This window comes from Micromonospora sp. CNZ299, assembly GCF_002754415.1.
Window position 1 is genome coordinate 5666592 of sequence record NZ_PEFG01000001.1, and the last position, 21654, is coordinate 5688245.

At 70.0% G+C, this 21654-nt stretch carries 21 protein-coding genes, 2 pseudogenes and 1 riboswitch; of the genes and pseudogenes, 9 read left to right on the forward strand and 14 right to left on the reverse strand.

What is annotated here, in order from left to right; genetic code table 11:
• Window positions 1–5: 5 nt before the first annotated feature.
• Together CLT68_RS25820 and CLT68_RS33445 are read right to left on the reverse strand one after the other, a co-directional pair.
• On the reverse strand, window positions 6–917 hold the full coding sequence (locus CLT68_RS25820) for a GNAT family N-acetyltransferase (protein WP_486482458.1): 912 nt from the start codon (window positions 915–917) through the stop codon (window positions 6–8).
• Window positions 918–1367: 450 nt separating this feature from the next.
• Window positions 1368–1541 (reverse strand): hypothetical protein, encoded by a 174-nt coding sequence (locus CLT68_RS33445; protein ID WP_199177145.1) that lies wholly within the window; start codon window positions 1539–1541, stop codon window positions 1368–1370.
• Window positions 1542–2194: 653 nt separating this feature from the next.
• Between CLT68_RS33445 and CLT68_RS25840 the strand changes: the two genes are divergently transcribed.
• Window positions 2195–2410 (forward strand): winged helix-turn-helix domain-containing protein, encoded by a 216-nt coding sequence (locus CLT68_RS25840; protein ID WP_238659872.1) that lies wholly within the window; start codon window positions 2195–2197, stop codon window positions 2408–2410.
• 478 nt (window positions 2411–2888) lie between these two features.
• On the opposite strand, the gene CLT68_RS25845 is transcribed toward CLT68_RS25840, so the two are convergent.
• Window positions 2889–3416: a hypothetical protein gene (locus CLT68_RS25845; protein ID WP_143743245.1), complete on the reverse strand. Its 528-nt coding sequence runs from the start codon at window positions 3414–3416 to the stop codon at window positions 2889–2891.
• Between the two features lie 253 nt (window positions 3417–3669).
• On the opposite strand from CLT68_RS25845, the gene CLT68_RS25850 reads away from it, so the two are divergent.
• Window positions 3670–4542 carry a class I SAM-dependent methyltransferase gene (locus CLT68_RS25850; protein WP_099854804.1) on the forward strand — a complete coding sequence of 291 codons (873 nt, stop codon included), beginning with the start codon at window positions 3670–3672 and terminating at the stop codon, window positions 4540–4542.
• Window positions 4543–5201: 659 nt separating this feature from the next.
• On the opposite strand, the gene CLT68_RS25855 is transcribed toward CLT68_RS25850, so the two are convergent.
• The 5 genes and pseudogenes from CLT68_RS25855 to CLT68_RS25875 form a co-directional block, all read right to left on the reverse strand.
• A complete protein-coding gene (locus tag CLT68_RS25855; protein WP_099854806.1) occupies window positions 5202–5789 on the reverse strand; it encodes a nucleoside monophosphate kinase in 588 nt (195 codons plus the stop codon).
• Window positions 5790–5963: 174 nt separating this feature from the next.
• Complete coding sequence (locus CLT68_RS25860) at window positions 5964–6761, reverse strand: IS3 family transposase (RefSeq protein ID WP_158240929.1); 798 nt, start codon at window positions 6759–6761, stop codon at window positions 5964–5966.
• A 112-nt stretch (window positions 6762–6873) separates the two neighbouring features.
• Window positions 6874–7080, reverse strand: a pseudogene (locus tag CLT68_RS33960) (transposase); the annotation flags it as partial.
• A gap of 161 nt (window positions 7081–7241) precedes the next feature.
• The gene (locus tag CLT68_RS25870) at window positions 7242–7538 is read right to left on the reverse strand and encodes a hypothetical protein (RefSeq protein WP_486482325.1); all 297 of its coding nucleotides are present in this window, start codon (window positions 7536–7538) and stop codon (window positions 7242–7244) included.
• 290 nt (window positions 7539–7828) lie between these two features.
• Window positions 7829–8272, reverse strand: a pseudogene (locus CLT68_RS25875) (acyl-CoA thioesterase).
• A 49-nt stretch (window positions 8273–8321) separates the two neighbouring features.
• Window positions 8322–8536, reverse strand: a riboswitch (cobalamin riboswitch).
• A 131-nt stretch (window positions 8537–8667) separates the two neighbouring features.
• Between CLT68_RS25875 and CLT68_RS25880 the strand changes: the two are divergent.
• From CLT68_RS25880 to CLT68_RS25895, 4 genes are all read left to right on the forward strand, one after another.
• On the forward strand, window positions 8668–10707 hold the full coding sequence (locus CLT68_RS25880; RefSeq protein WP_099854810.1) for a copper resistance protein CopC: 2040 nt from the start codon (window positions 8668–8670) through the stop codon (window positions 10705–10707).
• Between the two features lie 65 nt (window positions 10708–10772).
• Entirely contained in the window at window positions 10773–11372 is a 600-nt protein-coding gene (locus CLT68_RS25885; RefSeq protein ID WP_099854812.1) for a copper chaperone PCu(A)C, read from the forward strand.
• 23 nt (window positions 11373–11395) lie between these two features.
• Window positions 11396–12610, forward strand: a complete 1215-nt coding sequence (locus tag CLT68_RS25890) for a Dyp-type peroxidase (RefSeq protein ID WP_486482459.1) — start codon at window positions 11396–11398, stop codon at window positions 12608–12610.
• Between the two features lie 23 nt (window positions 12611–12633).
• Window positions 12634–13200, forward strand: a complete 567-nt coding sequence (locus CLT68_RS25895; RefSeq protein WP_099854817.1) for a copper resistance CopC family protein — start codon at window positions 12634–12636, stop codon at window positions 13198–13200.
• A gap of 64 nt (window positions 13201–13264) precedes the next feature.
• On the opposite strand, the gene CLT68_RS25900 is transcribed toward CLT68_RS25895, so the two are convergent.
• Window positions 13265–14398, reverse strand: coding sequence for a cupin domain-containing protein (locus CLT68_RS25900; protein ID WP_099854819.1), 1134 nt, complete (start codon window positions 14396–14398; stop codon window positions 13265–13267).
• A gap of 13 nt (window positions 14399–14411) precedes the next feature.
• Window positions 14412–14765 carry a hypothetical protein gene (locus tag CLT68_RS25905; RefSeq protein WP_143743246.1) on the reverse strand — a complete coding sequence of 118 codons (354 nt, stop codon included), beginning with the start codon at window positions 14763–14765 and terminating at the stop codon, window positions 14412–14414.
• 199 nt (window positions 14766–14964) lie between these two features.
• Here CLT68_RS25905 and CLT68_RS25910 point away from each other — a divergent pair, with 199 nt between their 5' ends.
• Together CLT68_RS25910 and CLT68_RS25915 are read left to right on the forward strand one after the other, a co-directional pair.
• Window positions 14965–16566, forward strand: a complete 1602-nt coding sequence (locus CLT68_RS25910) for a helix-turn-helix domain-containing protein (protein WP_099854823.1) — start codon at window positions 14965–14967, stop codon at window positions 16564–16566.
• On the forward strand, window positions 16566–17393 hold the full coding sequence (locus CLT68_RS25915) for a GNAT family N-acetyltransferase (protein WP_099854825.1): 828 nt from the start codon (window positions 16566–16568) through the stop codon (window positions 17391–17393). The genes CLT68_RS25910 and CLT68_RS25915 overlap by 1 nt, the downstream gene beginning before the upstream one ends.
• An 8-nt stretch (window positions 17394–17401) precedes the next feature.
• Here the strand turns inward: CLT68_RS25915 and CLT68_RS25920 are convergent, their stop codons facing one another.
• Window positions 17402–18412, reverse strand: a complete 1011-nt coding sequence (locus CLT68_RS25920) for an aldo/keto reductase (protein ID WP_099854827.1) — start codon at window positions 18410–18412, stop codon at window positions 17402–17404.
• 116 nt (window positions 18413–18528) lie between these two features.
• Here CLT68_RS25920 and CLT68_RS25925 point away from each other — a divergent pair, with 116 nt between their 5' ends.
• Complete coding sequence (locus tag CLT68_RS25925) at window positions 18529–19137, forward strand: TetR/AcrR family transcriptional regulator (protein ID WP_099854829.1); 609 nt, start codon at window positions 18529–18531, stop codon at window positions 19135–19137.
• Between the two features lie 35 nt (window positions 19138–19172).
• Here the strand turns inward: CLT68_RS25925 and CLT68_RS25930 are convergent, their stop codons facing one another.
• The 3 genes from CLT68_RS25930 to CLT68_RS25940 all read right to left on the reverse strand — a co-directional run bounded on the left by CLT68_RS25930 (window position 19173) and on the right by CLT68_RS25940 (window position 21472).
• On the reverse strand, window positions 19173–19802 hold the full coding sequence (locus tag CLT68_RS25930; RefSeq protein WP_099854831.1) for a VOC family protein: 630 nt from the start codon (window positions 19800–19802) through the stop codon (window positions 19173–19175).
• Window positions 19803–19989: 187 nt separating this feature from the next.
• Entirely contained in the window at window positions 19990–20874 is an 885-nt protein-coding gene (locus CLT68_RS25935; RefSeq protein ID WP_099854833.1) for a pyridoxal-phosphate dependent enzyme, read from the reverse strand.
• Window positions 20875–20938: 64 nt separating this feature from the next.
• Complete coding sequence (locus CLT68_RS25940) at window positions 20939–21472, reverse strand: hypothetical protein (RefSeq protein WP_099854835.1); 534 nt, start codon at window positions 21470–21472, stop codon at window positions 20939–20941.
• Window positions 21473–21654 lie beyond the last annotated feature (182 nt).

The window sequence follows — 21654 nt, forward strand, 5'->3', positions numbered from 1 at the left end:
CCTGCCTACCAGGCGCGACCGAGCCACGTCCACTCACCCGACAGCGAGATCACGGCGGCCATCAGCGTGGTCAACGACCGTCTCAGCTCAGCACGCCTCGACTGGTTTGCGGTAACGGGGTTGCCAAGCGGTAACCCCGTTACCGCCTTCTCGTACAACCGAACGCTGTTGTTCGGATTCTCCGCAACCGTGCTGAGTCGGGCCGTCGAAACTCCCGCTTCCGCCAAAATGCGGAGCGTGCGCCTCATCACCGCAAGACCGACCCCCCGCCGACGCCACGCGGTGCCTACGGCAACCCACGGCGTCCGGGCGCTGCCGTCGGCCTGCAACTCGTTCACCACGACCGCCGCGATGTCGTCCCCCGCCCAAACGACGCACCAGATGTCGATGTCCTGGACGTCGCGGAGGTACTCCTCGTAGGTCCTGGGCCGGTAGCCGTCGCGTGTTCCCGCGAAGCACTCCTCGATCACCTCGTGGATCTGGGGGTGGTGGGCAGCCTCGACCGGACGCTGGGTGAGCCCTTCGGGTAGCCGAATGTCGCCGTCCGGTAGACCGTGCAGGTCGCGGGCCATTTCCACTGCCGTGAACGCGACCCGGTAGCCGTGAGCTGTCAGCAGTGCCAGATTGCCCGGTTGGTGCTCGCCCACGTTCGCGCCGAAGACGCTTCGGCCGCCGACCGGCCTGCTGCCGTCGAACTCGATGGCTTGTGCCTCCTGCCACCGCAGCATGGCGCTGCCGATGCCCCGTCGGCGCCATGCTGATTCCACACATCCACTCAGCAGGTAGACCCGGGTATCGGCCACTTCGGACCACCAGTCCATCCAGGTGAAGCCGACAGTTCGCCCCGAGTCGGCTTGGGCGATCAGACAGAACGGGTGTACGCCGTCGGGGTCCTCGCTGGTATCGGGACCGGGCAGCCAGAGATCGCCGTCGGCTCGGTGCCCTCGGCACGGACGGCCTGGAGGCCGGCAATGTCACTGGCACGCACATAGAGCCGCATCGTGACGCCAGCCTCCACCAACGAACCGAACTGCTCAACCGCCACTGTCCCGCCCTCTCCGTGCCAGTTCTTCGGAGGACTGCACGCCCGGTCATCGCGACGACCGCCGCGCCCGCGCTACGGACCGCTGCTCTCGATGTTAAGACGTACACGCGTGGTAGCCCTTACCGGTTGATCCGGCAACGGGATTCTGACCTGCACGAACCGAGAGTGGGCGATGCTGGTATCGAACCAGCGACCTCTTCGGTGTGAACCCTCGGCAAGCCGGTCGGGCCAGGCTTGATGCGAGGCCATACGGCCTGCTAACGCGCCTCTCGGGCCGGTTCGGCTGGCACGGTTGCTGCACTTCGGTGCTGTACTGCTGGCGTCAGACGAGGCGTTGGATGCGGACCTTCGGGCGCTCGTTCCGGAAGTGGCCGTGCTTGTGTTGGCGGACCTGCTCGTCCCAGACCTCTTGGTCGTAGTCCGGGTCCGGCGGGATCCACTTGTGCGAGCCGTCGCTGTAGTGGAACTTCTCGTCTCCCGGACGCAGGATGCTCATCGGCCCAGCCGAGGAATCGGTAATGCAGGTGGCCGGCGGGAACGTGGGCCAGGTCTTGGGCTGCATCGACGAGTTGGGCGGTCAGGTAGAGGGCGAGTGACACCGGGGCTCGGTCGTACTCGGCTCGCAGTTCTCGGCGCCGGGTCTGGCATGGCCACTCCCCCACACAGCCGCCGCACGTCCAGGCTGACTTGATCGGGTGGTGAGTAGTCACTGCGGGCCGTCCTGGCTGGGCCAGTGACCGCGGTTGATCGGGATGCGGTGGCGGCTTCGGCATGGCAGCTCGCCTCCGCAGCGGCAGACGCGCCGCCAGTGTCGCCAGGACCAGACGGGCTGGTGCCGACGAGCCAGAGTCAGCGCCACCGCCAGCACGTACTCGTCGTACGAAACTCGCTTCACCGGCTCGCCTCGCCCGCTCGCGCCAAGGTCTGCCCTGCCCATGTCGATGGGAGCACTGCCGTCTCCTTGTGCCGGAGCGATCTGGAGGCGTGGATGCCCGAACGCGGGGGACGCGCCGAACATCCACGCCGGCGAGGACGGCCCACAGCGCCAACCGAGGGAATCGACCTCCTCGGCAACCTCCCACAGGTACCGTTGGGTAGTCAAGGGCTGGCGTAGGTGGTCTACTCGTGTTGCCAACCGAGGAGAGCCACGTGCCACCGCGTTATCGCTACGAGCAGATCGCCGACGACCTCGCCGAACGCATCAAGTCCGGCGAGTTCCAGCCCGGCTCCAAGCTGCCCAGTCGGCGAGAGTTGATCGAGCACTACGGGGTCACTGAGCCGGTGATCGACCGCGCCATGCAGGTGCTACGGATCAAAGGGATGACCGAAACGCTTCCTGGCGTTGGCGTCTTCGTCGCCGAGTAGATCTCCTCGCAGAGCCGACCGCCACGCCCGCGAAATCTCGCTTACAAGCTCTGTGCACGTCGTCCGTGCTCGTCCGGGAACGGCTGCACGCTCGGAGCCTCGTCCATGCCAGCCCACGTCAGCGTGCCGCCGTCCGGCGCGGTTGCTGTCAGCGCTGCTGTCGACAGCTATTCCTTCGGCGACCTGCGCCGACCCCCCTCGGGGGGACGCGGACTCGTTTTGTCGTGGGCTGCCATCTGGCGGCGGCACGCACCGTTGAGCACGTGGTGGGCGGGGTTGGTTGATGTCCAATGCCAATTGCCATCGACGACCGCGCTGCCTCCTTGCCGCCTCACACTGGTGCCTCGGTTAGGAGATTTGGGAGCGCAGCAACAGCGCCCCCGTCCATGGCCTTGGCCACCTGAAGCACTCGCCTCTTGGGGGTGGGTGGCCTGCGCGCCGCACCTTCGGCCCAATGTCGCTACGGCTGTCGCTGCCTCTATGGCAGCAGCGCGTCGGCATCGTATGCCGAGGCAAGTGAGAGCTTTTCACCCAACTCTCGCCGCAGTTGGTTCACGAGCCTGCGTTCGAGTTCCCAAAATATCAGCAGCTTTTCGTCCAGGTGTGGGTCGCCCTCGGCGGCGGCCACCGCGATCCTGCGGGCGGCTCGCGAAACCAGATGGGCCTGATTGACTGTTCCTTGCTCCCCCGCGACCAGTTGGAGCCCTGTGTAGGTTGTCTCGACGGCCTCTCGAACTTCGTGGCCCCTACCGCTGAACGACGGCCTCGCGCGGCTGCCGTCCTGGTTGCGGATGATCGAAATTTCTCCGGCATGGGAAGTGACGTACACCATGTAGGCGCGAAGGGCGGTCAGGTGACTCACGTAGGCCCCTCGCTTGACTTCTGCGGCCTGCCGCTCCTGTTCCTGTCTCAGCGCATGACCCTGTGCTCGGCTACTCATTACCGTTCCTAGCCATACACCCAGCAGAGCACTGATCGGACCGGCCAAGGCAAGCACGAGGTTCATGCAGTCAGCCTGCTAGTTCGACGCAAGGTCTTGCTTGGGCAGTCGGTGCGGTTGACTGCTCTGTTGGTTGCTCGCCTGCGGCACACGTTTAGGAAGGCAGTTGCGCTGCAAGCTGCAATGGCACTCTGAGCAGCGGAAGCGCTGGTTGCCCGTCACCTACCATCCTTGATCGTTCCGCGCATAGTCCGGATCTTGGTCCGCTATCGCTGTGACGGGCCAGTGCGGTGCTCGGGGCCGGCACTATCGTGACCCGATGACGACCGACAGGTGGGCACAGTGGCTGTTGACGCGCCGAGACGGCGGAAGCGCCACCCTGCGCGCCCGGTACGCCTCAGACCTGGCGTGGTTCCGCGACGGCGTCCTCGACCGAGCCGATCTGAAACCCGATGACGTTCTCCTCGACGTCGGATGCGGAACCGGCTTAATTGGGTTTGGTGCGCTCGACCGTCTCGGCCCGGACGGCCGTGTCATCTTCAGTGACGTGTCGCAGGACCTGCTTGACCAGTGCCGGCGGATCGCCGACGGCGATGAGCGGTGCAGCTTCGTACAGGCGCCGGCCGAGGACCTTGCCGGCGTTGCTGATGCCTCCGTCGACGTCGTCACCACCCGGTCGGTGCTCATCTACTCCGACCGCAAAGCCACGGCGTTCGCAGAGTTCTTCCGAGTGCTGCGGCCAGGCGGAAGGCTCTCCCTCTTCGAGCCCATCAACCGCTTCGCGCGGCAGCACCGCCCCGACGACCTGTTCGGCTTGGGCGGCTCCCCGGTCGACGACCTGGTGGCCAAGGTCCGCAACGTGTACCGGGGACGCACAGAAGCGGCCGAGCAGCCGATGGTCGACTTCGACGAGCGCGACCTGATGACCTGGGCAGAGAGGTCGGGTTTCGAGGCGGTGGAGCTGGACTACCGCGCCCAGCTCGACGTACCCGCCGAGCCGATCAGCGACTGGGACGCGCTCAAGCGGGTCGCCCCCAACCCCCTGGTCCCGACGTATGGCGAAGCCATCGCCGCCGCACTGACCAACGACGAGCGCGAGCGCCTCGACGCGCACATGGCTGCCCTGACAGCGGCCAGGACGCCTACCCGCCGCACTACAGCCATAGCGTTCCTACGCGCGCTGCGGCCCTGAGGTCCAAGTCCGGGACTGTCCGCTGCGGCCTGCCCAGACGAACAGGCCGCATACGACACGCAGAGTCATCGAGAAAACACCTTCAGTGCTGTCACATTACGGACGCTTGCTGCCATCCCGTCTGCCGCCGACCCGCCCTAATGGGGAGTGGGCCGCCGGCCGGTCCGCCACGTCAAGTGGACCTTGACGCACGTTCGGACGCTGGCGGGCCGGGCGGCGGTCTGCTCGGCTCGCCCGGGTCGGCGGCTGGCGGGATGGCTCTGCGCAACCACCCACGGGCCGCGATGCGCCGACGGACCCCCGGCCATCTCGGAGTCGTTTCGCCCCCGCCGGAGGCGCGGTAACCGCAACCACCTTGCCGGCGCGACCCGCCGCGCGGACCCGGCGTGCCCTTCCCTACGCCGCGCCGATCGGGCGCGGCCCGGCCGGCTGCCGGCCCACCAACCTCAACCACCCTCGGCGCTACCGTCTACGGCGGCCCCCGGGCTTACCGCGCTCTCCGCGCCAGCCGCCGGGCGTTCTGCGTGGCCGGCGTGGAGCGACAGCGGAGCGACGGACGCGCGCCCAGGCGGCGGCGCGTGCGGCCCGTTCAGGGCCGCCTTGATAGACGTAAGGAAAGTCCTCCCACGGCGGCCGACAGCCGGCCTACCTGCCCGATCTCACGGGTGGCGTTGGCCATCGGAGGCGATTGGGATCAGTCTGGCTGCTACGTCTTCGAAGTCGCCGAAGCCATTGACGGTTTGCAACAGGCCATGGGTCCGGTAATAGGCGCGCAACGGCTCGATTTGCTCTTGGTAGTTTTCCTGTGAATGCGTGTACATAAGCAGGAGTTCCTGGCGTCGCTCGGCTTGCCGGAGGTTCAATTCTATCCGTCGTTCTACGCGGCAGTGAACGGCGAGGCGGAGTTGGTCCTCAGTCAGGACGAGTTCGATCACTGTGTCGGGGACGTGACCGCTCTGCGTCAGCAACTCGGCCTGACAGATCTTGCGAGGGAAGTTGTACAGCACCCATCCGCCGCCAACGTTGGCTAGGGCTTCAGCGACGGCTCTGACCACCAGCTCATCCGGGACAAGATGTCCGGCCTGCATATACCCGTTCGCCTCTTCGCCCAGCGGAGTCTGCTGCTGCACGTGCTCGCGGAAGACGTTTCCTGCGCTGACGACCTGTAGGCCGGTGGTGGCTGCCAGAGCCGACGCAGCGGAAGCCAGGTCGACTACCGGCCCGGCGATGAGGGCCACGTTGGGCATGTGCACTCCCTTGGGGACGCCAATGAGCCTGGGCTTGACCCGTTTCGACGGACAGGGTCGTTGTGTTGATCTTAGTTAGGCGGCTTGGTCGATCGGTAGCGGTTGTGAGCTGGTGGCCTCGAAGGCCGCAGGGCTGAGGTAGTCGAGGGTTGAGTGTCGGCGGCGGGTGTTGTACTAGCCCTCGATGTATTCGAGCATGGCCTGGCGGGCGGCTTGATGGGTGGGCCAGGCCTGGCGGTGCAGGAGTTCGGTTTTGATGGTGGCGAAGAACGATTCGGCGACTGCGTTGTCCCAGCACTGTCCGCGCCGTCCGACGGACAGGCGGATGTCGTGACGGTGTGCGAGGCGGGCATGCTGGGCGCTGAGGTATTGCGTGCCGCGGTCGGAATGAAACACCAGCCCGGGCTCGGGTCGGCGGCGTGCGAGAGCGTCGGCGAGGGCGGCGTCGACCAGGTCGGTCTTGAGGTTGTCGGCCACGGCCCAGCCGACGACCCGGCGTGATGCGAGATCGATGACGGTGGCCAGGTAGAGCCAGCCCTGCCAGGTGTTGATGTAGGTGATGTCGCCGCACCAGCGGGTATCGATTACGCCGGGATCAACACGGAAGTCGCGGCCGACCAGGTCAGGTCGGAGCCCGGCGGCCGGATCCGGGATTGTGGTCGTGCGCCAGCGGCGTGGGCTCTTGCCGGCGAGTCCGGCGGTGCGCATTAGCCGGGCGACGCGTTTACGGCCGTGCCGCATACCGGCGTCGGTGAGGTCAGCGTGGATCCGCGGCGCCCCGTAGGTGCCCTTGGACCGTTCGTGCAGCACGGTGATCTTGTCGGTGAGCTGGGCATCGACCCGCTCGCGCTGCGACTGGGTGCCGGCTTTCTGCTGGTAGTAGGCGGATCGGGAGACCTTGAGCAGTTCGCAGGCACGTTTGACGTTGTGCTTGCCGGCCTGCTCCGCGGCGATGAACGGGAAGACGTTCACCGGGTCTCCTTCGCGAAGAAGCCGTCGCCCGTTTGAGCACATCGACGTCTTCGCGCAGCCTGCGGTTCTCTTTGCGCAGCTGTGCGAGTTCGGCCCGTTCGTCGGTGGTCAGCCCGTCGGCGCGGACGCCGGTGTCGAGTTCGGCCTGCTTGACCCACTCACGCACCGCCGTCTCGGTCAGATCAAAATCCTGGCTGACCTGCCGAAGCGTGCGGTCACCACGCTGGCACAACTCGACGATCTCGGCCTTGAACTCCGGCGTGAACGAACGCCGAGGCTGCGGCCGCTCCTTCCCCATGCTCTCCATGATGATGGACATCCTCCCGGAGACCCCAGGTCCCCTGATCTCGGATGTCCGTCAAAACGGGGCAGGCCCACCATGATTGCCGACCGGCGTCCGTCGTGATCGTCACTCAAATAGTCACCCGCCCGGCGCATGCCCCGTGCGTCAGCACTGATCGTCGGCCAACGCCTTCTGCCCTAGGAACTCCCGGAAGAGTCGGCAAAGAGCGAGACGGCCTGCCTGTGGTCCGTATCGCTGACCACACTGTCCTCGGTGGCATTTTCACCGAAGGTCTCGACGAGCACCAGAGCCGAGAAGGTCAGGGGGCTGCCGTGATGCCGGTCGGACATCCACTCCTGGAACGCCGCCAGCTCGCCGCGACCACGCGCAAGGGCGAATCCCGTCAGCGCCGAGAACGCTCGCTCGTACCTGGGTCGTCCGACATACATACCTAGCCGCTGATCCATGTGCCACAAGAACTCTTCCCAGCTCACTGCGCGATTGTCCCTGATGCTCGACCGTTCCGGTGTAAAGGAACTGCCAGCCGGTTGCGAGCTGCACCAGCAGCAGGAGTGAGCAGTCCGCAGGAGTCCCTTGACGTCCGGCGTCGCTCGCGCCCGACGTCGTCACCCGGTTGGTCACCCCGCCTGGGTGGCAGACGTAGAAGCAAGACTTAGGCGGCCTCTCTCCTGAACTGCGGTGACCTAGACGACGCTCTGGTCCCGCTCACGCGCAGGGCGGCTCCTCGGATCGGCAGCGCCGCGACGGACCGACCGAGCACGTCTCAGCCGTCGGCGCCGTCGAGTAGCGCGCGCCGCAGCGCCAGGCGGTGCTCCCGGCGGATCTCCGCTTCCCGGTACCGACGCCGGTCCCCGTCGGTCTCCGGCAGCAACGGCGGCACCGTACGAGGCTGGCCGTCGTCGTCGATGGCGACCATGACCAGGTGGGCGGTGGCCACGTCGGTGGGCGGCACCGCCCGGTCCCACCGGTCGGCGGTCACCTTGACGGCCACCTCCATCGAGCTGCGGCCGGCCCAGGTGATCCGGGCGTCGACGTGCACGACGTCGCCGACCCGCACCGCGCGCAGGAACGCGGTCTCGTCGATGGCGGCGGTCACCGCCGGTCCGTCGGAGTGCCGGGCGGCGACCACACCGGCGACGGAGTCGATGAGGTTGAGGATCCGGCCGCCGTGCACCGTACCCATCAGGTTGGTGTGGTGCTAGTCCATGATCTGCGACAGGGTCAGGTGCGACGCCGACGGCGCTCGGCCGGCGATCGTTGTGTACGCGGCGCCGGCAGGTCTTCGGACTCGCGGGCCTGACCGGTCGCGCCCGTCCCCTACTGGCCGTCGCTTCCCAGGCCTGCTGGCCCAGTGCTGATGACGGCGGTCGTTCCCACTCACCGCTGCGGGGCAGCCCCGGATTTCCACCGGGTTCCCTCTTGCGACGCCCAGTCGGTCACGACGGGGCGAACCAGCGCCGCCGACGGCATAGCTGGCCAGCGAATCCGTCCGCCTGGCGCGTCGCATCGCGGCCGCGCGGCGGCCTCGTCATCAACTTTTGCCATCTGAGGAAAAAGATCGCCACCTCTTGAAAAAAGTCTCACGGCGGTGAGGATATTCAAATGCGTCGTCTCCCTCAGACTTGCGGGCGGGTGGTCTCGGGCCTCCTCGCGCTCCTCCTCGCCTCGGCGGTCGCCCTCCTCGCGTCCGCCCAACCCGCCGCAGCTCACGGGACTCTCGCCATGTCCACTCCGGCGAGCGGCGCCACGGTGAACGAGCCGTTGACGTCGGTGCAGCTCTACTTCACCGAGAAGGCCGCCGCCAACGCGTTCTTCACCATCACCGCCCCGGGCGGCGTCCGGGTCGACAACGGCTGGTCGTACGGGGAGCCGAAGCCGCTGGACAAGCCGGTGCGGGAGTACTTCCTGGTCAACGGACAGTTCGAGCCACGGGAGTACACGACGGGGTTCCCCGCGGTGGTTCCCGTCTCCCACCTGCCGGCCAAGGGCCAGTACTCGGTGAGCTACCTGTCGGTCGCCTCCGACGGCGACACCGTGCGGGGCACGTTGACCTTCCGCTACAACGGTCGGGTGACGGCAGCGCCGCAGGGGTGGAGCCCGCCGTCGACCCAGCCGGACCCGGCGCTGGTGGCCGCCACCGAGCAGCATGGGTCATCCGGGCAGGGCTCAGCGGTGCCGACCACCGCAGCCGAGTCCGCGGCCCCGCCGTCCGCGGCTGCGGCGGCCCCGCCGACCGGGTCGACCGATGAGAGCGACTCGGGGGCACTGGCCTGGGCCGGCTGGGCGGTCGCGGTTGCGGCGGCCGGGGCGGCGGCCGGATTCGTCGTCTGGCGTCGCCGATCGGCTTCCGCCGGCAAATCCACCAGCCGGGGCCGTACCTCGTCGGCGACCTCCGGTCGACGCGGCGGCGGCGCCCGTTCCACGAACAGGAGCGGCGCCGGCCGGACCGTCGGTGCCAAGCCCAGCGGCGGCAAGGTCGGCGCGGCGACCGTGGGGCAGGCCACGGGCGACAGGCGGCGACCCACCACCGTGCCGGCGGCGCGCAAGGGCAACGCGGTCGTCACCGCCCGCACGGGCGTCGCGGTCGATCCGACGGCCACCGACGCGGCGGCGAAGGCCCCCGCCACCACGGTCGGCGCGGCGACGGTCGACCCCGGCCCACGGCCCGACACGGACCTCGCCGCCGTGACACCCGGGTCCCGCCTGAGCAACACCCACCTGGCGCTGCTCGTCGGTGGGCTGGTGATCGCCCTGCTGGCCGGGTTCGGGCTGGCTCGCATCGGGACCGGCGACGAGAGCCCGGCGGGCGGCAACGCCCGTCCGGCCGCGGGCGGTCCGCCCGCCCCGGGGCAGGCGCAGTCCGCGACCGACGGGCACCAACACCCGGCGGGCACCGGGCCGCACACGCATCGCGGTGACGGCGCAACGGGCGAGACGCTGGCGACCGGGACGACGGTCAGCGCCGGTGGGTACACCCTGCAACCGCTGGAGCGGTCCCAACCCCCCGGTGTACGCGCGGACTACCGATTCCGCATCGTCGGGACCGACCGGCAGCCGGCGACCCGTTTCGCGGTCGTACACGACAAGCCGTTGCACCTGATCGTGGTGGGCCGCGACCTGTCCGGCTACCAGCACCTGCACCCGACGATGGCGCCGGACGGCACCTGGAGCGTCCCTGTGACGCTGGCCCGGCCCGGCGGCTACCGCGTCTACGCGGACTTCTCCGTCACCGCGACCAACGGCACGCAGGTCCCTCTCGTGCTGGGTGTCGACCACACCGTGCCCGGCGCGCACACCCCGACCGCGTTGCCGCCGGTGCAGGCCGAGACGACGGCCGGGCCGTACGCGGTGTCGATGAACGGCACGCCGACGGTGGGGATGACGGCACCGATGCACTTCCAGGTCAACGGCGCTCCGACCACGCCGGTGCAGTTGGAGCCGTACCTGGGCGCGTACGGGCACCTGGTCGTCGTCCGCGAGGGCGACCTCGGGTACGTGCACGTCCACCCCGAGCCGGAGCTGGTCGACGGGTCGGTCAAGTTCTGGCTGACCGCGCCGAGTTCGGGCCGGTACCGGGCGTTCTTCGACTTCCAGGTCGCCGGCAAGGTGCACACCGCCGAGTTCACGATCAACGTGCCCTGAGACCGGAACTTTCTCCATGCTGCGGCCGACCATCCAGCCAGCAGCAATCAACGGAGGAAGAACACATGCGCACCACCAACCCGCTCGGTTCACGCCGCTCGGCCACCGTCCTCACCGCCGCCATCCTGGCGGTGAGCGCCGCCGGTTGCGGCTCGTCCGACTCTCCGTCGGCAGCGCAGCCGAGCCCGTCCGTGTCGGCCTCGGCCAACCCGGACGCCGGTGTGATCGGCATTCGTGACCCGTGGGTCAAGGCGGCCGACAAGGGGATGACGGCGGCCTTCGGGACCCTGGTCAACGACGGCGACAGCGATGTCACGCTGACCAGTGCCACGACCTCGGTGTCGTCGATGGAGCTGCACGAGATGGCCATGAAGGACGGCAGGATGGTCATGCGGCAGAAGCAGGGCGGCATCGTGATCAAGGCCAAAGGCACGCACGCGCTGGAGCCCGGGGGCGACCACCTCATGCTGATGAGCCTCACCAGGCCCGTCCAGGCCGGCGACGAGTTGACCTTCACCCTGACCTTCGCCGACGGCAGGACCCAGCAGTTCCGCGCGGTGGCCAAGCCCTTCACCGGCGCGCAGGAGAGCTACGCCCCCGGGCACGGCGAGCCCACGCCCGGCATGAGCGCTACGCCGGGGATGAGCATGAGCCCGGCATCGTGACCGGGACGGCACCCGTCCGGCCGGTGAGCAGGCGCGGCCTGCTCACCGGCGGGGCTCTCGCCGTCGGTGGTGCCGTGGCCGGCGGGGCCGCGATCGCCGCGACCCGCGCCGGGCAGACCGGAGCACCTCCGGCGACCGCTGCCGACACGACCCTGGCGTCGACCGTCGGCGGCCTGGTCGAGCCGTTCCACGGCGCCCGGCAGGCCGGGGTGGCCACCGAACCGCAGGCGCACGCGGCATTCGTCGCGTTGACCCTGCGGGCCGGAACCGACCGGGCCGCGTTGGGCCGGATGCTGCGGCTGCTCACCGACGACGCGGCCCGGCTCACCCGGGGCCAACCCGCCCTGGCCGACACCGAGTCCGAACTCGGGCTGTTACCGGCGCGACTGACGGTGACCTTCGGCTTCGGGCCCGGCCTGTACCGGGCCGCCGGCGTCGACGACCGGCGGCCGGCCTCGGTGGTCGACCTGCCGTCGTTCCGCGTCGATCGGCTCCAGCCGGCCTGGTCCGGCGGTGATCTGCTGTTGCAGATCTGCGCGGACGACGCGATCACCGTCGCCCACGCCCAACGAGTCCTGATCAAGGACAGTCGGCCCTTCGCCACCGTCCGCTGGGTCCAGCAGGGCTTCCGGCGCAGCCCCGGCGTCGAGCCGGGCGGCCAGACCCAACGCAACCTGTTCGGCCAGCTCGACGGCACCGCCAACCCCCGGCCCGACACGCCGCTGGACACCGCCCTCTGGGTGCCGGACGGCCCGGCGTGGCTGCGCGACAGCACCACACTGGTGGTGCGGCGCATCAGCATGAACATGGAGACCTGGGACCTGCTCGGCCGCACCGATCGCGAGCTCGCCGTCGGGCGGCGCCTCGACACCGGCGCTCCCCTCACCGGCACCGCCGAGCACGACGAGCCCGACTTCGCCGCGACCGGCCCCGACGGGCTCACCGTCATCCCGGACTTCTCGCACCTCACCCGGGCGCATGTCACCGACGACCGGCTGAAGATCCTGCGCCGGCCCTACAACTACGACGGGGTGCCGACAGCGGACGGCCACGCCGACAGCGGGTTGATCTTCGCCTCGTACCAGGCCGACATCGCCAGGCAGTTCCTGCCCATCCAACGCCGGTTGGCCGACCGGGACCTGCTCAACGAATGGACCACGCCGATCGGGTCCGCCGTCTTCGCCATCCCACCCGGATGTCCACCGGACGGTTGGATCGGCGAGCAGGTGCTCGGATGACCCCCGCCAACCGGAGACTCGCCATGACCGTGCCGCCGTCCCGTCGCACCGCCGTCCGGCTCGGCGCGGCGGTGCTCGCCGTCGTCGTGGCACTGCTCGTCCCGGCCGCACCGGCCTGGGCACACAACTCGCTCAAGTCGGCGACGCCGGCCCGGGAAGCGACAGTGCCGAGCCCACCGACCGAGGTCACCCTCGAATTCATGCAGCGGCTCGACCCCACCTTCACCACCATCGTGCTCACCGACGCCGCCAGGCGGAAGCTCGCCACCGGCGACCCGGTGGTCACCGGGGCGAAGAGCACGGTCCAAGTGACCGACACCCTGCCCAACGGGACGTACACGGTCGCCTACCGGGTCGTCTCCGCCGACGGGCACCCGGTCCAGGGGTCGTACCCGTTCACGGTGGCCGACCCCGCGTCCAGTGCCGCGCCGGTCGCGGACGCCGCTACGTCGGCCGTCACCCCGTCCGCCGTCGCCGCGGTGCCGACCGACGGCGGCCCGGGTGCCGGCGTACTCGTCGCGGGTGCCGCGCTGGCCGCGCTCGTCATGGTGGCGGTTGGGCTGCTGTGGCGGCGGGCCGCCCGTCGCTGACCCGACCCGCTCTCGCCTCTCCTGCACCCGTCGGAAGCTGATCCGCGAGGGCCGGTCACAGTGGTCAGACCACCGTCTGCTTTGTGGTCGGCAAGGCGTCGACCATCGACTTCTGCACGTTGATCGTGTCCGCGATGATCTCGTGGGGCGTGTTGGCCATCCACTGCATCACCGAGATGTCCTCGAAGCGCGGGTGCCGGAACATCTCCAGGAACACCAGCGGTTCGTCGCCGGTGTTCTCGATGTAGTGCCCGTACGCGAACGGCACGTAGCCCACGTCGCCGGCCTGGAAGTCGAACGTCCGGGCGGCGGCCTGGGCCGCGAAGACGCCCATCCGACCGGTGCCGGAGATGTAGTACTGCCACTCGTCGGTGGTGGGATGCCAGTGCAGCTCGCGCATTCCCCCGGGCTCGACCTCGACGAGGGCGGCGGCGGTGGTCACGGACGCGGCGAAGTTGGTCGAGTCGGTGACCCGTACCGTCCCGCCGCGGAAGCGTTGCGGGGTTTGGGCGGTCATCCGGTGTTTGAAGCTGCGCGGGATGTCACCGGTGGGGCTGATCACCCGGTCCTGTTGCAGGGGCGGCGGCACGTCGCCCTGGAAGATGTACTTCTCCCGCTCGGGCAGGTTCTCCATCTGTTCCATCGTCCAGCCGAAGTTCTTGGCCAGGACGTGCCGGGGCGTGTGGGCGAAGAAGTCGCTGAGCAGGAAGGTGTTGTTCTCCGAGAACGCCCCGTCGTTGAAGACGAGCAGGAACTGCGCGCCCTCGTCCAGCGCCTGGATGTTGTGCGGCACGCCCTGCGGAAAGAACCACAGGTCGCCCTCCTTCACGTCCTCGATGAAGTTGCGTCCCTCGTGGTCGACAGCGCTGATCCGGCAACTGCCGCTGAGCATGTACGCCCACTCCGACTGCTGGTGCCAGTGGATCTCGCGGTATCCGCCCGGCTCCAAGCCGAATTGGACGCCGGCCATCTGGGTGGCGATCGGCAGATCCCGGGCGGTGACCTCGCGGGTCCAGCCACCCTTCTCCACCCGGGTGTGCGCCTGGGAGAACGAGAACTTCAGGTTGGGCACCAGTCGACTGTCGGTCGTCGGCGGCACCACCAGGTCGGGGTTCTGCCGCTCAAGTGCGATGTTGCGGCCGGGGATGGGCGGGCCGCCCTGGTCGCCGCGTCGCGGCTGGGGATCGCTGTTCGCCATGATCGCTGTCTCCTCACTCCGGTTGGGCCGGGTTGGGCGCGGACACGGATCCACCTCGCAGGCGTGGCCGGGAGGGCAGCCCCAGCAGGGTGCGCACCGAGGACCACCCGTACTGGACCGCGATCGCGGCAGGAACCGCCACCGCGGTCGCCACCACCACCAGACGGGTCCACGGCGGAGCGTGGCCACCCGCGCCGGTGCTGGCGAACACGACGAGAGCCAGCAGTACGACCCGGAGCCGGTGCACGCCCGGAAGCCCGGTCCGCCCCGGCTGCTCGCCCCGATCGTTGGCCGTCGAACAGCAGTCGGGCCGACCCGTTGCGCTGCTCGGCAGCCAACCATCGAGGGGCGACGTGGAGTGAGCCATGCTTTCGATGATCGGGGCCGGGCCGGCGCCGTCGCATCACGTGATCGCGCCATTACGGCACGCCCAATCCGGGACGTCGTGGGCCATTCGGCGCAATCGCGCCGGTTCGTCGATCTGGTCGCCCGCCGCTGCCGCCATGGCTAGGCTCGGTCCGAGGACGGCATTTCGACGCGCCGGGTAACCACCGGGGAGAACGCCATTGTCCGAATCATCCTTCAACGCCGGAGCCATCCCGGCTGACGACATCGCCGCCGACGCCGAGCAACGACAACGGTGGCTGTTCGCCGTGGCGGATCAGCTCCGGCTCGACGGGCGCGGCCAGGCTGCCCTGCGCGTCCTCGCGGTGGAGATCGCCGCGAATGGCCGCGATGAGCGACACCGCGCCCTGCTGCTCGGTCGCCTGGCACAGATCGCGGCGCTGGAGCCACCGTCGATCACCCTCGCGGGCCTACGGGAGTCGCTGAACCAACGGCTGGACGCCCCGAGCCGGGCCACTCTGCTCGCCGTCATCGCCACCGTCGCTGCCCGCACCGGACATCCGGACACCGATGCCCTGCTGCGCGAGGCGGGCACCGCGCACGCCACAGCGGGCAACCGGTCATCCGCCCGCCACCTCGCCCTCGGCCGGGCCGCCCGCGCCCTGTCGCACGGAGACCTGCCCGGCGCGCACGCCGTCCTGACGGCCATGGACCCGGACGCCAGGGCGGCCCGACGGGACGTCACCTCGGTCCGAGCCGAAGGAATCCTGGTGCAGCTCGGTCTCGGTCGGCACCAGGATGCCCGGACGGCGATCGGTCAGGCCTTCGACGACACGACGTCGACCGGTACGCCGCTGAGCGGCACCCTGACCGCCCTGGACTGCCTGCGCATGGTCGCGGTGGGCGAGTTGCCCGAGGCTGCCGCCCTCGCGGCCACCAGGCTCGGATCCGATTCGGTGGACATCAGCCAGGAGACACGGGCCCTGCTGGTCACGGTCATCGCGGAGGTGCACCACCGCCGGGGCGATCACCACGCTGCGCGCGCCGTCCTCCGTACCTGTCTGAACCGTAGACGGTGGCCGGACAGTACGGTGTGGACTCCCGCTCTTTGCGTCGCCGTCCGCGATCCGGCCCTCAGCGAGCCGTCGAGCCTCCTCAACAGCATCGTCGGCGACCTGCACCGGTCAGTGCGGCCTCTCCTGCCGGTGCCGCAGTTCGGCCCCCGCCTGGTCCGCGTGGCAGTGGCCGCTGGCGACACGCAGGCCGCCCGCCGGGTCACCGAACTTGTCGCACTGGTGGCCACACGGACTCCGGTCCCGCTGTGGCAGGCACTGGCGGACCAGACCAGAGGGCTGCTCGATCGCGACCCCGACGCACTCCGGTCGGCTATCGCCGGGCTGCGCACCACCACCGCGTGGCCGGCCCTGGCCGACGCGTTGCTCGACCTCGCCAACAGCCCTCGGCTGCATCCGACCGAGGCGTGGGACGCCGCGCACGAGGCGGCTGCCCTCTACGCCCGCATCGGCGCGCCGGGCGACCAGGCGACCGCCGACCGGAGATGCGCCGAACTCGCGGCCACCCCACGCCGTCGGTCGTCGGCCGATGAGTCGCCGCGCAGGGGCATCGACGCGCTCACGCCCGCCGAGGAGCGGGTGGCCGAGATGCTCGCCGCCGGTGCCACCAAGAAGGAGGCGGCCGGGCACCTCTTCGTCTCGTTCCACACGGTGGACACCCAGCTCCGGTCCATCTACCACAAGCTGGGTATCAACAACCGGATGCAGCTGGTGCGAGCCTGGGACCGGTACAGGTCGACAATCGGCTGATGACCGAGCCATCCGACCTGACCCCGCTCGCCGAGGGCGTGGAGTGCGAATTCATGTACTCCTACGAGTCGCGGGCGCCCGAGCCCGCGTACACCGATCTCGGGATCGCGACCACGCGCATCGGCGGCGGTGTCGCCCTCGCCATGCGCAACGACCCCTCCGGTGGGTACTGGAGCAAGGCGCTCGGCTTCGGCATGACCGAGCCGTTCACTACGCGAACCCTGGATGGCGTCCTCGACTTCTACCGGGAGCAGGGCGTCGGTCAGGCCGTCCTCCAGCTTGTCCCGTCGGTGCTGCCCGCAGGCTTCGACGAGATCGCCTCGGCACGCGGGCTCGAAGCGGGGAGCACCTGGGTCAAGCTGGCCGTCCGACCCGGTGACGTCGCTGCGGCCCCGACCCGCCTGCGCGTCGGCCCGGTGCCGACGGCCGAGGCGGAGCGCTGGGCGAACGTCGTGCTCTCCGGCTTCGGCATGCCGGCCGGTGGGCTCACCGACATGCTGACGGCGACCGTGGGCGAGCCGGCCTGGCGGCCGTACGCGGCGTGGGACGACGCGGAGCTCGTGGCGGGCGGCAACCTGTTCCTGCACGACGGGGCCGCGTCGCTCAACGCCGCCGCGACGGCACCCGGTCACCGCGGCCTCGGTGCGCAGTCGGCGCTGATCGCCGCCCGCGCCCGAGCCGCGGCCGAGGCCGGATGCCAATGGCTGTTCGCCGAGACCGGAAAGCCCGCACCCGGTACGCAGAACCCGTCGCTGAACAACATGCGCCGGGCCGGGCTGGTGCCGCTCTACGAGCGCCGCAACTGGGTCTGGCGGTCAACTCCCTGACGTGGCCGTCACTTCTCGCTGTCGAGCAGGTCCATCATCGGCGCCGCATACCGCTGGCCGGAGGCGGCACCGGCCGGCACGGCACGCTCGATCTCGTCCAACGTCTCCTGATCCAGCGTCAGGTCGGCTGCGGCCAACGACTCGGCCAGCCGATCCCGCCGCCGCGCGCCGACCAGCGGCACGATCTGCTCACCCTGCGCGGCGACCCAGGCGATCGCCACCTGACTCGTGGTGGCTCCCAGCCGCTGGGCGACCCGGCCGAGCGCGTCCACGAGGCGCAGGTTCGCGGCCAGGTGCTCGCCCTGGAACCGTGGGCTGTTCGCCCGGAAGTCCGTGCCGGTCAGCTCACGGTCCGCCGACCAGTGCCCGCTGAGCAGACCTCGGGACAGCACACCGTAGGCGGTCAGGCCGATGCCCAGCTCGCGCAGCGCCGGCAGGATCGTGGCCTCCGGGCCACGTGACAGCAGCGAGTACTCGATCTGGACGTCACTGATCGGTGCCACCGCGGCGGCCCGACGGATGCTGTCCGCGCTCACCTCGGAGAGCCCGATATGCCGGATGTAGCCGGCCTGTTGCATGTCGAGCAGGGCGCCCACGGTCTCCTCGACCGGCACCTGCGGGTTCAGTCGCGACGGCCGGTAGATGTCGATGTGGTCGGTGCCCAACCGGCGCAGCGAGTACGCCAGCCGGTCCTTCACCGCCGCCGCCGACACGTCGTACGGTGCCGCCTGGAACCCGCCGTCCGGTGTCCGGCGCGCGCCGAACTTCACGCTGATCACCAGCTCCTCCCGGCGGCGCTCCCGCAGCACCCGGCCGATCAGCATCTCGTTGTGGCCCGACCCGTAGAAGTCGGCGGTGTCGACCAGGTTCACGCCGGCGTCGATCGCCGCGTGCAGGGTCGCGACGCTCTCCGCCTCGTCGGCCGGCCCGTACAGGTCCGACATGCCCATCGCGCCAAGGCCGATGATCGACACTTCCGGCCCGGAGGCACCCAACTGTCGCCGTCGTAGACCCGTCATGTTCCTCGTCTCCTTCGGTCGTCGTCGCGGTGCGTCCTACTGTCGGGGCACCGTTGTGTACGCTGTGTCCATATAACCAGCACGAAGACACTCTGTCCATATAACTCGGAGGACCAGTGGCCCAGCTCACCCCGGATGCGAACACGCCACCCCGGCGTGGCCGTGGTCGCCGACCCGGCGACCAGGTACGCGCGGAGATCCTCACGGCCGCCGGTGATCTGCTGCTGGCCGAGGGCATGGCCGGCTTCACCATCGAGAAGGTCGCCGCCCAGGCCGGGGCCAGCCGCATGACGATCTACAAGTGGTGGCCCTCCAAGGGGGCACTCGCCCTGGACGGCTACTTCACCGTCGTCGCGCCCACGCTGGCCTTCACCGACACCGCCGACATCGTCGCCGACCTGACCAACCAGCTCGTCGCCTTCGTCCACCTCGTGCGCGACACCCCCGCCGGGCGGGTCATCGCCCACCTCATCGCGCAGGCGCAGACCGACCCCGAGCTGGCCGACGCCTATCGGCAGCGATACTCGGGCCCCCGTCGGGCCCTCGCCGTGGAAGCACTCACCCGGGCCATGGCCCGGGGGCAGCTACGCGCCGACATCGACCCCGAGTCCGTGGTCGACCAACTCTGGGGCGCCTGCTACCACCGGCTCCTCGTCCCCGACCTGCCGCTCACCGAGGACTTCGCCCGCACCCTGGTCGACAACCTCGTCCGCGGGCTGCGCTGACCGGCCGACCGCCGCCTCGCGTCGCGTCGCGGGGCTCACTCGGGTGGCGTGGCCCCCGACTGCTCGCTGACCATGTACGCCGCGTACCAGTCCGGCCAGTTCTCGTCCCGCTGGCCGGTGCGCTCCTCGTGCTCGCCGTGGGCGGCAGCCGCGCGTCGCATCGCGCTCGCCAGGTCGGTCGCCGAACCGTACGACGTCAGCCCACTCTCGATCCGACCCGGAAGCCTGTTCGTGATCTCCTGCATCAGCCAGGTGTTGCCGTCCGGGTCGCGGAACGTGGCGCGCGAGACGTAGCTGCGCCGCTCCGGGTCCAGCCCGTCGACCGGGCCGGCCGGGCTGACGTGGAAGACCCCGCCGACCTCGACACCGGCGGAGACCAGGGCGTTGCGGGTCGCCTCGATGTCGGACACGACCAGGTAGGCCATGGCCGAGCCGGGCGCCGCCGGCGTGAGCCCGGGGCCGAACTGCACGGAGCACCCGGAACCGTGCGGCGTCAGCTGGACGATGCCCGGCGGCGTCTTGTCGAGGCGCCACCCGAGGCGTACGTAGAACGCCTTCGCGCGGTCGACGTCCGACACCGGGATGACGATCACCTCCAGCTTCATGTCGACGCCCTCGACGCCCGACATGCCGCTCGCGTCGCCCTGAGAACTCTTCGGGCTCATCGCTGCCCCTTCCGATCACCACGGAACCGCCTGCGTCTCTGCGGGATGCCGCGTTCCCGACATCAGCCGGACGACACCTTCGCGGCCCGGCGCCCCGAACAGGGCGACCGGGATGACGGCGACGGAATACTCGCCAGGTTGACCAGCACCACCATGGCGGTGGCGGCGGTCCTCGGCACAGTGAGGCCTAGAACTGCGGGTGGCCGAAGAGGCCGGGAAGGCCGCCGGTGTGCAGAAAGATCACCCGGTCGCCGTGCGGGAAGCTGCCGGCCAGCAGCGCAGCCATCGCCCGACCGGTGTACGTCGGGTCCAGGAAGACCCCCTCGTCGCGCGCGGTCGTCTCCAACGCCGCCCGCGCCGCGTCGGTGAACGTGCGGTACCCGGCGCCCACCTGGGAGCCGTCGATCCGCAGTGCGCCCGGCTCGACCTCGCCGACGAGCAGCCCGGCGACAGTCGCGCGCGGGTCGGGCACGGCGCCGACACTCACGCCGACCACCCGCTCGGCGCCCAGTTCCCGTACGAGGCCGGCCATCGTCCCACCGGAGCCGAGCGCGACCACGACCTCGGCCGAGTCGATGTCCGGCACCTGGGCGCGCAGCTCCCGAGCGCAGTCCACGTAACCCTGGGTGGACGCGGGCGAGGTGCCGCCGAACGGGATGAGGTACGCCGATCGGCTCTCCGCCTCGTGCGCCACCACCTCGGCGAGCGGTCGGTGCCCGCCCCAGACGATCTCGGCGCCGGCGAGCCCGTCGAGCAGCAGGTTGCCGCGCTGGTCGTCCGGGGGCGGGCCGTCGAGCACCAGCACGCAGGCGAGGCCGAGCCGGGCGGCCGCGGCGGCGGTGAGGCGGGCGTGGTTGCTCTGCGGCGCGCCGGAGGTGATAACGGTGGTGGCGCCGACTGCGAGCGCCTCGGCGCAGGTGTACTGCAACTTGCGGATCTTGTTGCCGCCCCCACCGAGGCCGTTGAGGTCGTCACGCTTGAACCAGAGGTCGGCCAGGCCCAGCCGGGCGGCGAGCCGGGGCGCGGCCTCCAGCGGAGTCGGCCAGGTGCCGAGGGAAACGGGGGCGATCATCCGTGCAGCTAATCACTCCACTGCCCCGCCTGCAGCACCTCGGCCGACAGTGCCAGGTGACGCGTCAGCCCCGACGCACCGCGGCACGCGGCAGCGGGCCGACGTCCGAGTGGCGACCGGGTCGGAGTGCCGCGTGCCGCTGTCCAGGTCCGGCGCCGTCGCGGGCGGCGAGCACATCCGCCACCGCGCCGGTGGCGAACCCGTAGATGGACTTGTGCACCATGTCGATGGCGAGTTCCGCACGTGGCCAGGTCAGCGGGGGCGCCCCCACACCGGTGGCGTTCTCCAGGATCTGGTCGCTGGTCAGGCGCACCGCCGTGAACATCCCCGACGCCCAGGTGCCGCGCAGGCCGGCCTGAGCCATGACACTTCGCAGCACGCCGACCAGCGCGCCCTGCCCGTAGTGCATCGCCAGGTTCTGCCACCGCGGCTGCTGCCCCGGATGTTCCGGCAGGCCAGTCAGCCGTGCCAGCACCCGGGCCGGCACGTACGAGTCGGGTCGGCCTGTGACCCGTTGCTCGACCTTCTCGGCGGCCGTCATCACGGCCGCCCCCACCAGACCCGCCACCAGTCCCTGCCACACCGCTCTCTTCAGCATGGTGGACGCCCTACCCAGTGGACGGGTACTCACACCCGTCTCCAGCCTTGCGTGGCCGCCGGATCCAGGTCCCGGAAGACGGTTTGGTTTGTGCCCGCTTGCCGTGGGTAGCGTGATGTTCGGGTCAAGACACGCGCCCTTCGATGGTCATCCCTGCCTCGCGCCCACACGCGGCGGGTGGG

Excerpts from the sequence above, each read along its gene's own strand:
- CLT68_RS33445 (WP_199177145.1), bottom strand. The coding sequence starts at position 1,541 with ATGAGCATCCTGCGTCCGGGAGACGAGAAGTTCCACTACAGCGACGGC.
- CLT68_RS25845 (WP_143743245.1), bottom strand. The coding sequence starts at position 3,416 with ATGAACCTCGTGCTTGCCTTGGCCGGTCCGATCAGTGCTCTGCTGGGT.
- CLT68_RS25850 (WP_099854804.1), top strand. The coding sequence starts at position 3,670 with ATGACGACCGACAGGTGGGCACAGTGGCTGTTGACGCGCCGAGACGGC.
- CLT68_RS25855 (WP_099854806.1), bottom strand. The coding sequence starts at position 5,789 with ATGCCCAACGTGGCCCTCATCGCCGGGCCGGTAGTCGACCTGGCTTCC.
- CLT68_RS25880 (WP_099854810.1), top strand. The coding sequence starts at position 8,668 with ATGCGTCGTCTCCCTCAGACTTGCGGGCGGGTGGTCTCGGGCCTCCTC.
- CLT68_RS25885 (WP_099854812.1), top strand. The coding sequence starts at position 10,773 with ATGCGCACCACCAACCCGCTCGGTTCACGCCGCTCGGCCACCGTCCTC.
- CLT68_RS25895 (WP_099854817.1), top strand. The coding sequence starts at position 12,634 with ATGACCGTGCCGCCGTCCCGTCGCACCGCCGTCCGGCTCGGCGCGGCG.
- CLT68_RS25900 (WP_099854819.1), bottom strand. The coding sequence starts at position 14,398 with ATGGCGAACAGCGATCCCCAGCCGCGACGCGGCGACCAGGGCGGCCCG.
- CLT68_RS25905 (WP_143743246.1), bottom strand. The coding sequence starts at position 14,765 with ATGGCTCACTCCACGTCGCCCCTCGATGGTTGGCTGCCGAGCAGCGCA.
- CLT68_RS25915 (WP_099854825.1), top strand. The coding sequence starts at position 16,566 with ATGACCGAGCCATCCGACCTGACCCCGCTCGCCGAGGGCGTGGAGTGC.
- CLT68_RS25920 (WP_099854827.1), bottom strand. The coding sequence starts at position 18,412 with ATGACGGGTCTACGACGGCGACAGTTGGGTGCCTCCGGGCCGGAAGTG.
- CLT68_RS25930 (WP_099854831.1), bottom strand. The coding sequence starts at position 19,802 with ATGAGCCCGAAGAGTTCTCAGGGCGACGCGAGCGGCATGTCGGGCGTC.
- CLT68_RS25935 (WP_099854833.1), bottom strand. The coding sequence starts at position 20,874 with ATGATCGCCCCCGTTTCCCTCGGCACCTGGCCGACTCCGCTGGAGGCC.
- CLT68_RS25940 (WP_099854835.1), bottom strand. The coding sequence starts at position 21,472 with ATGCTGAAGAGAGCGGTGTGGCAGGGACTGGTGGCGGGTCTGGTGGGG.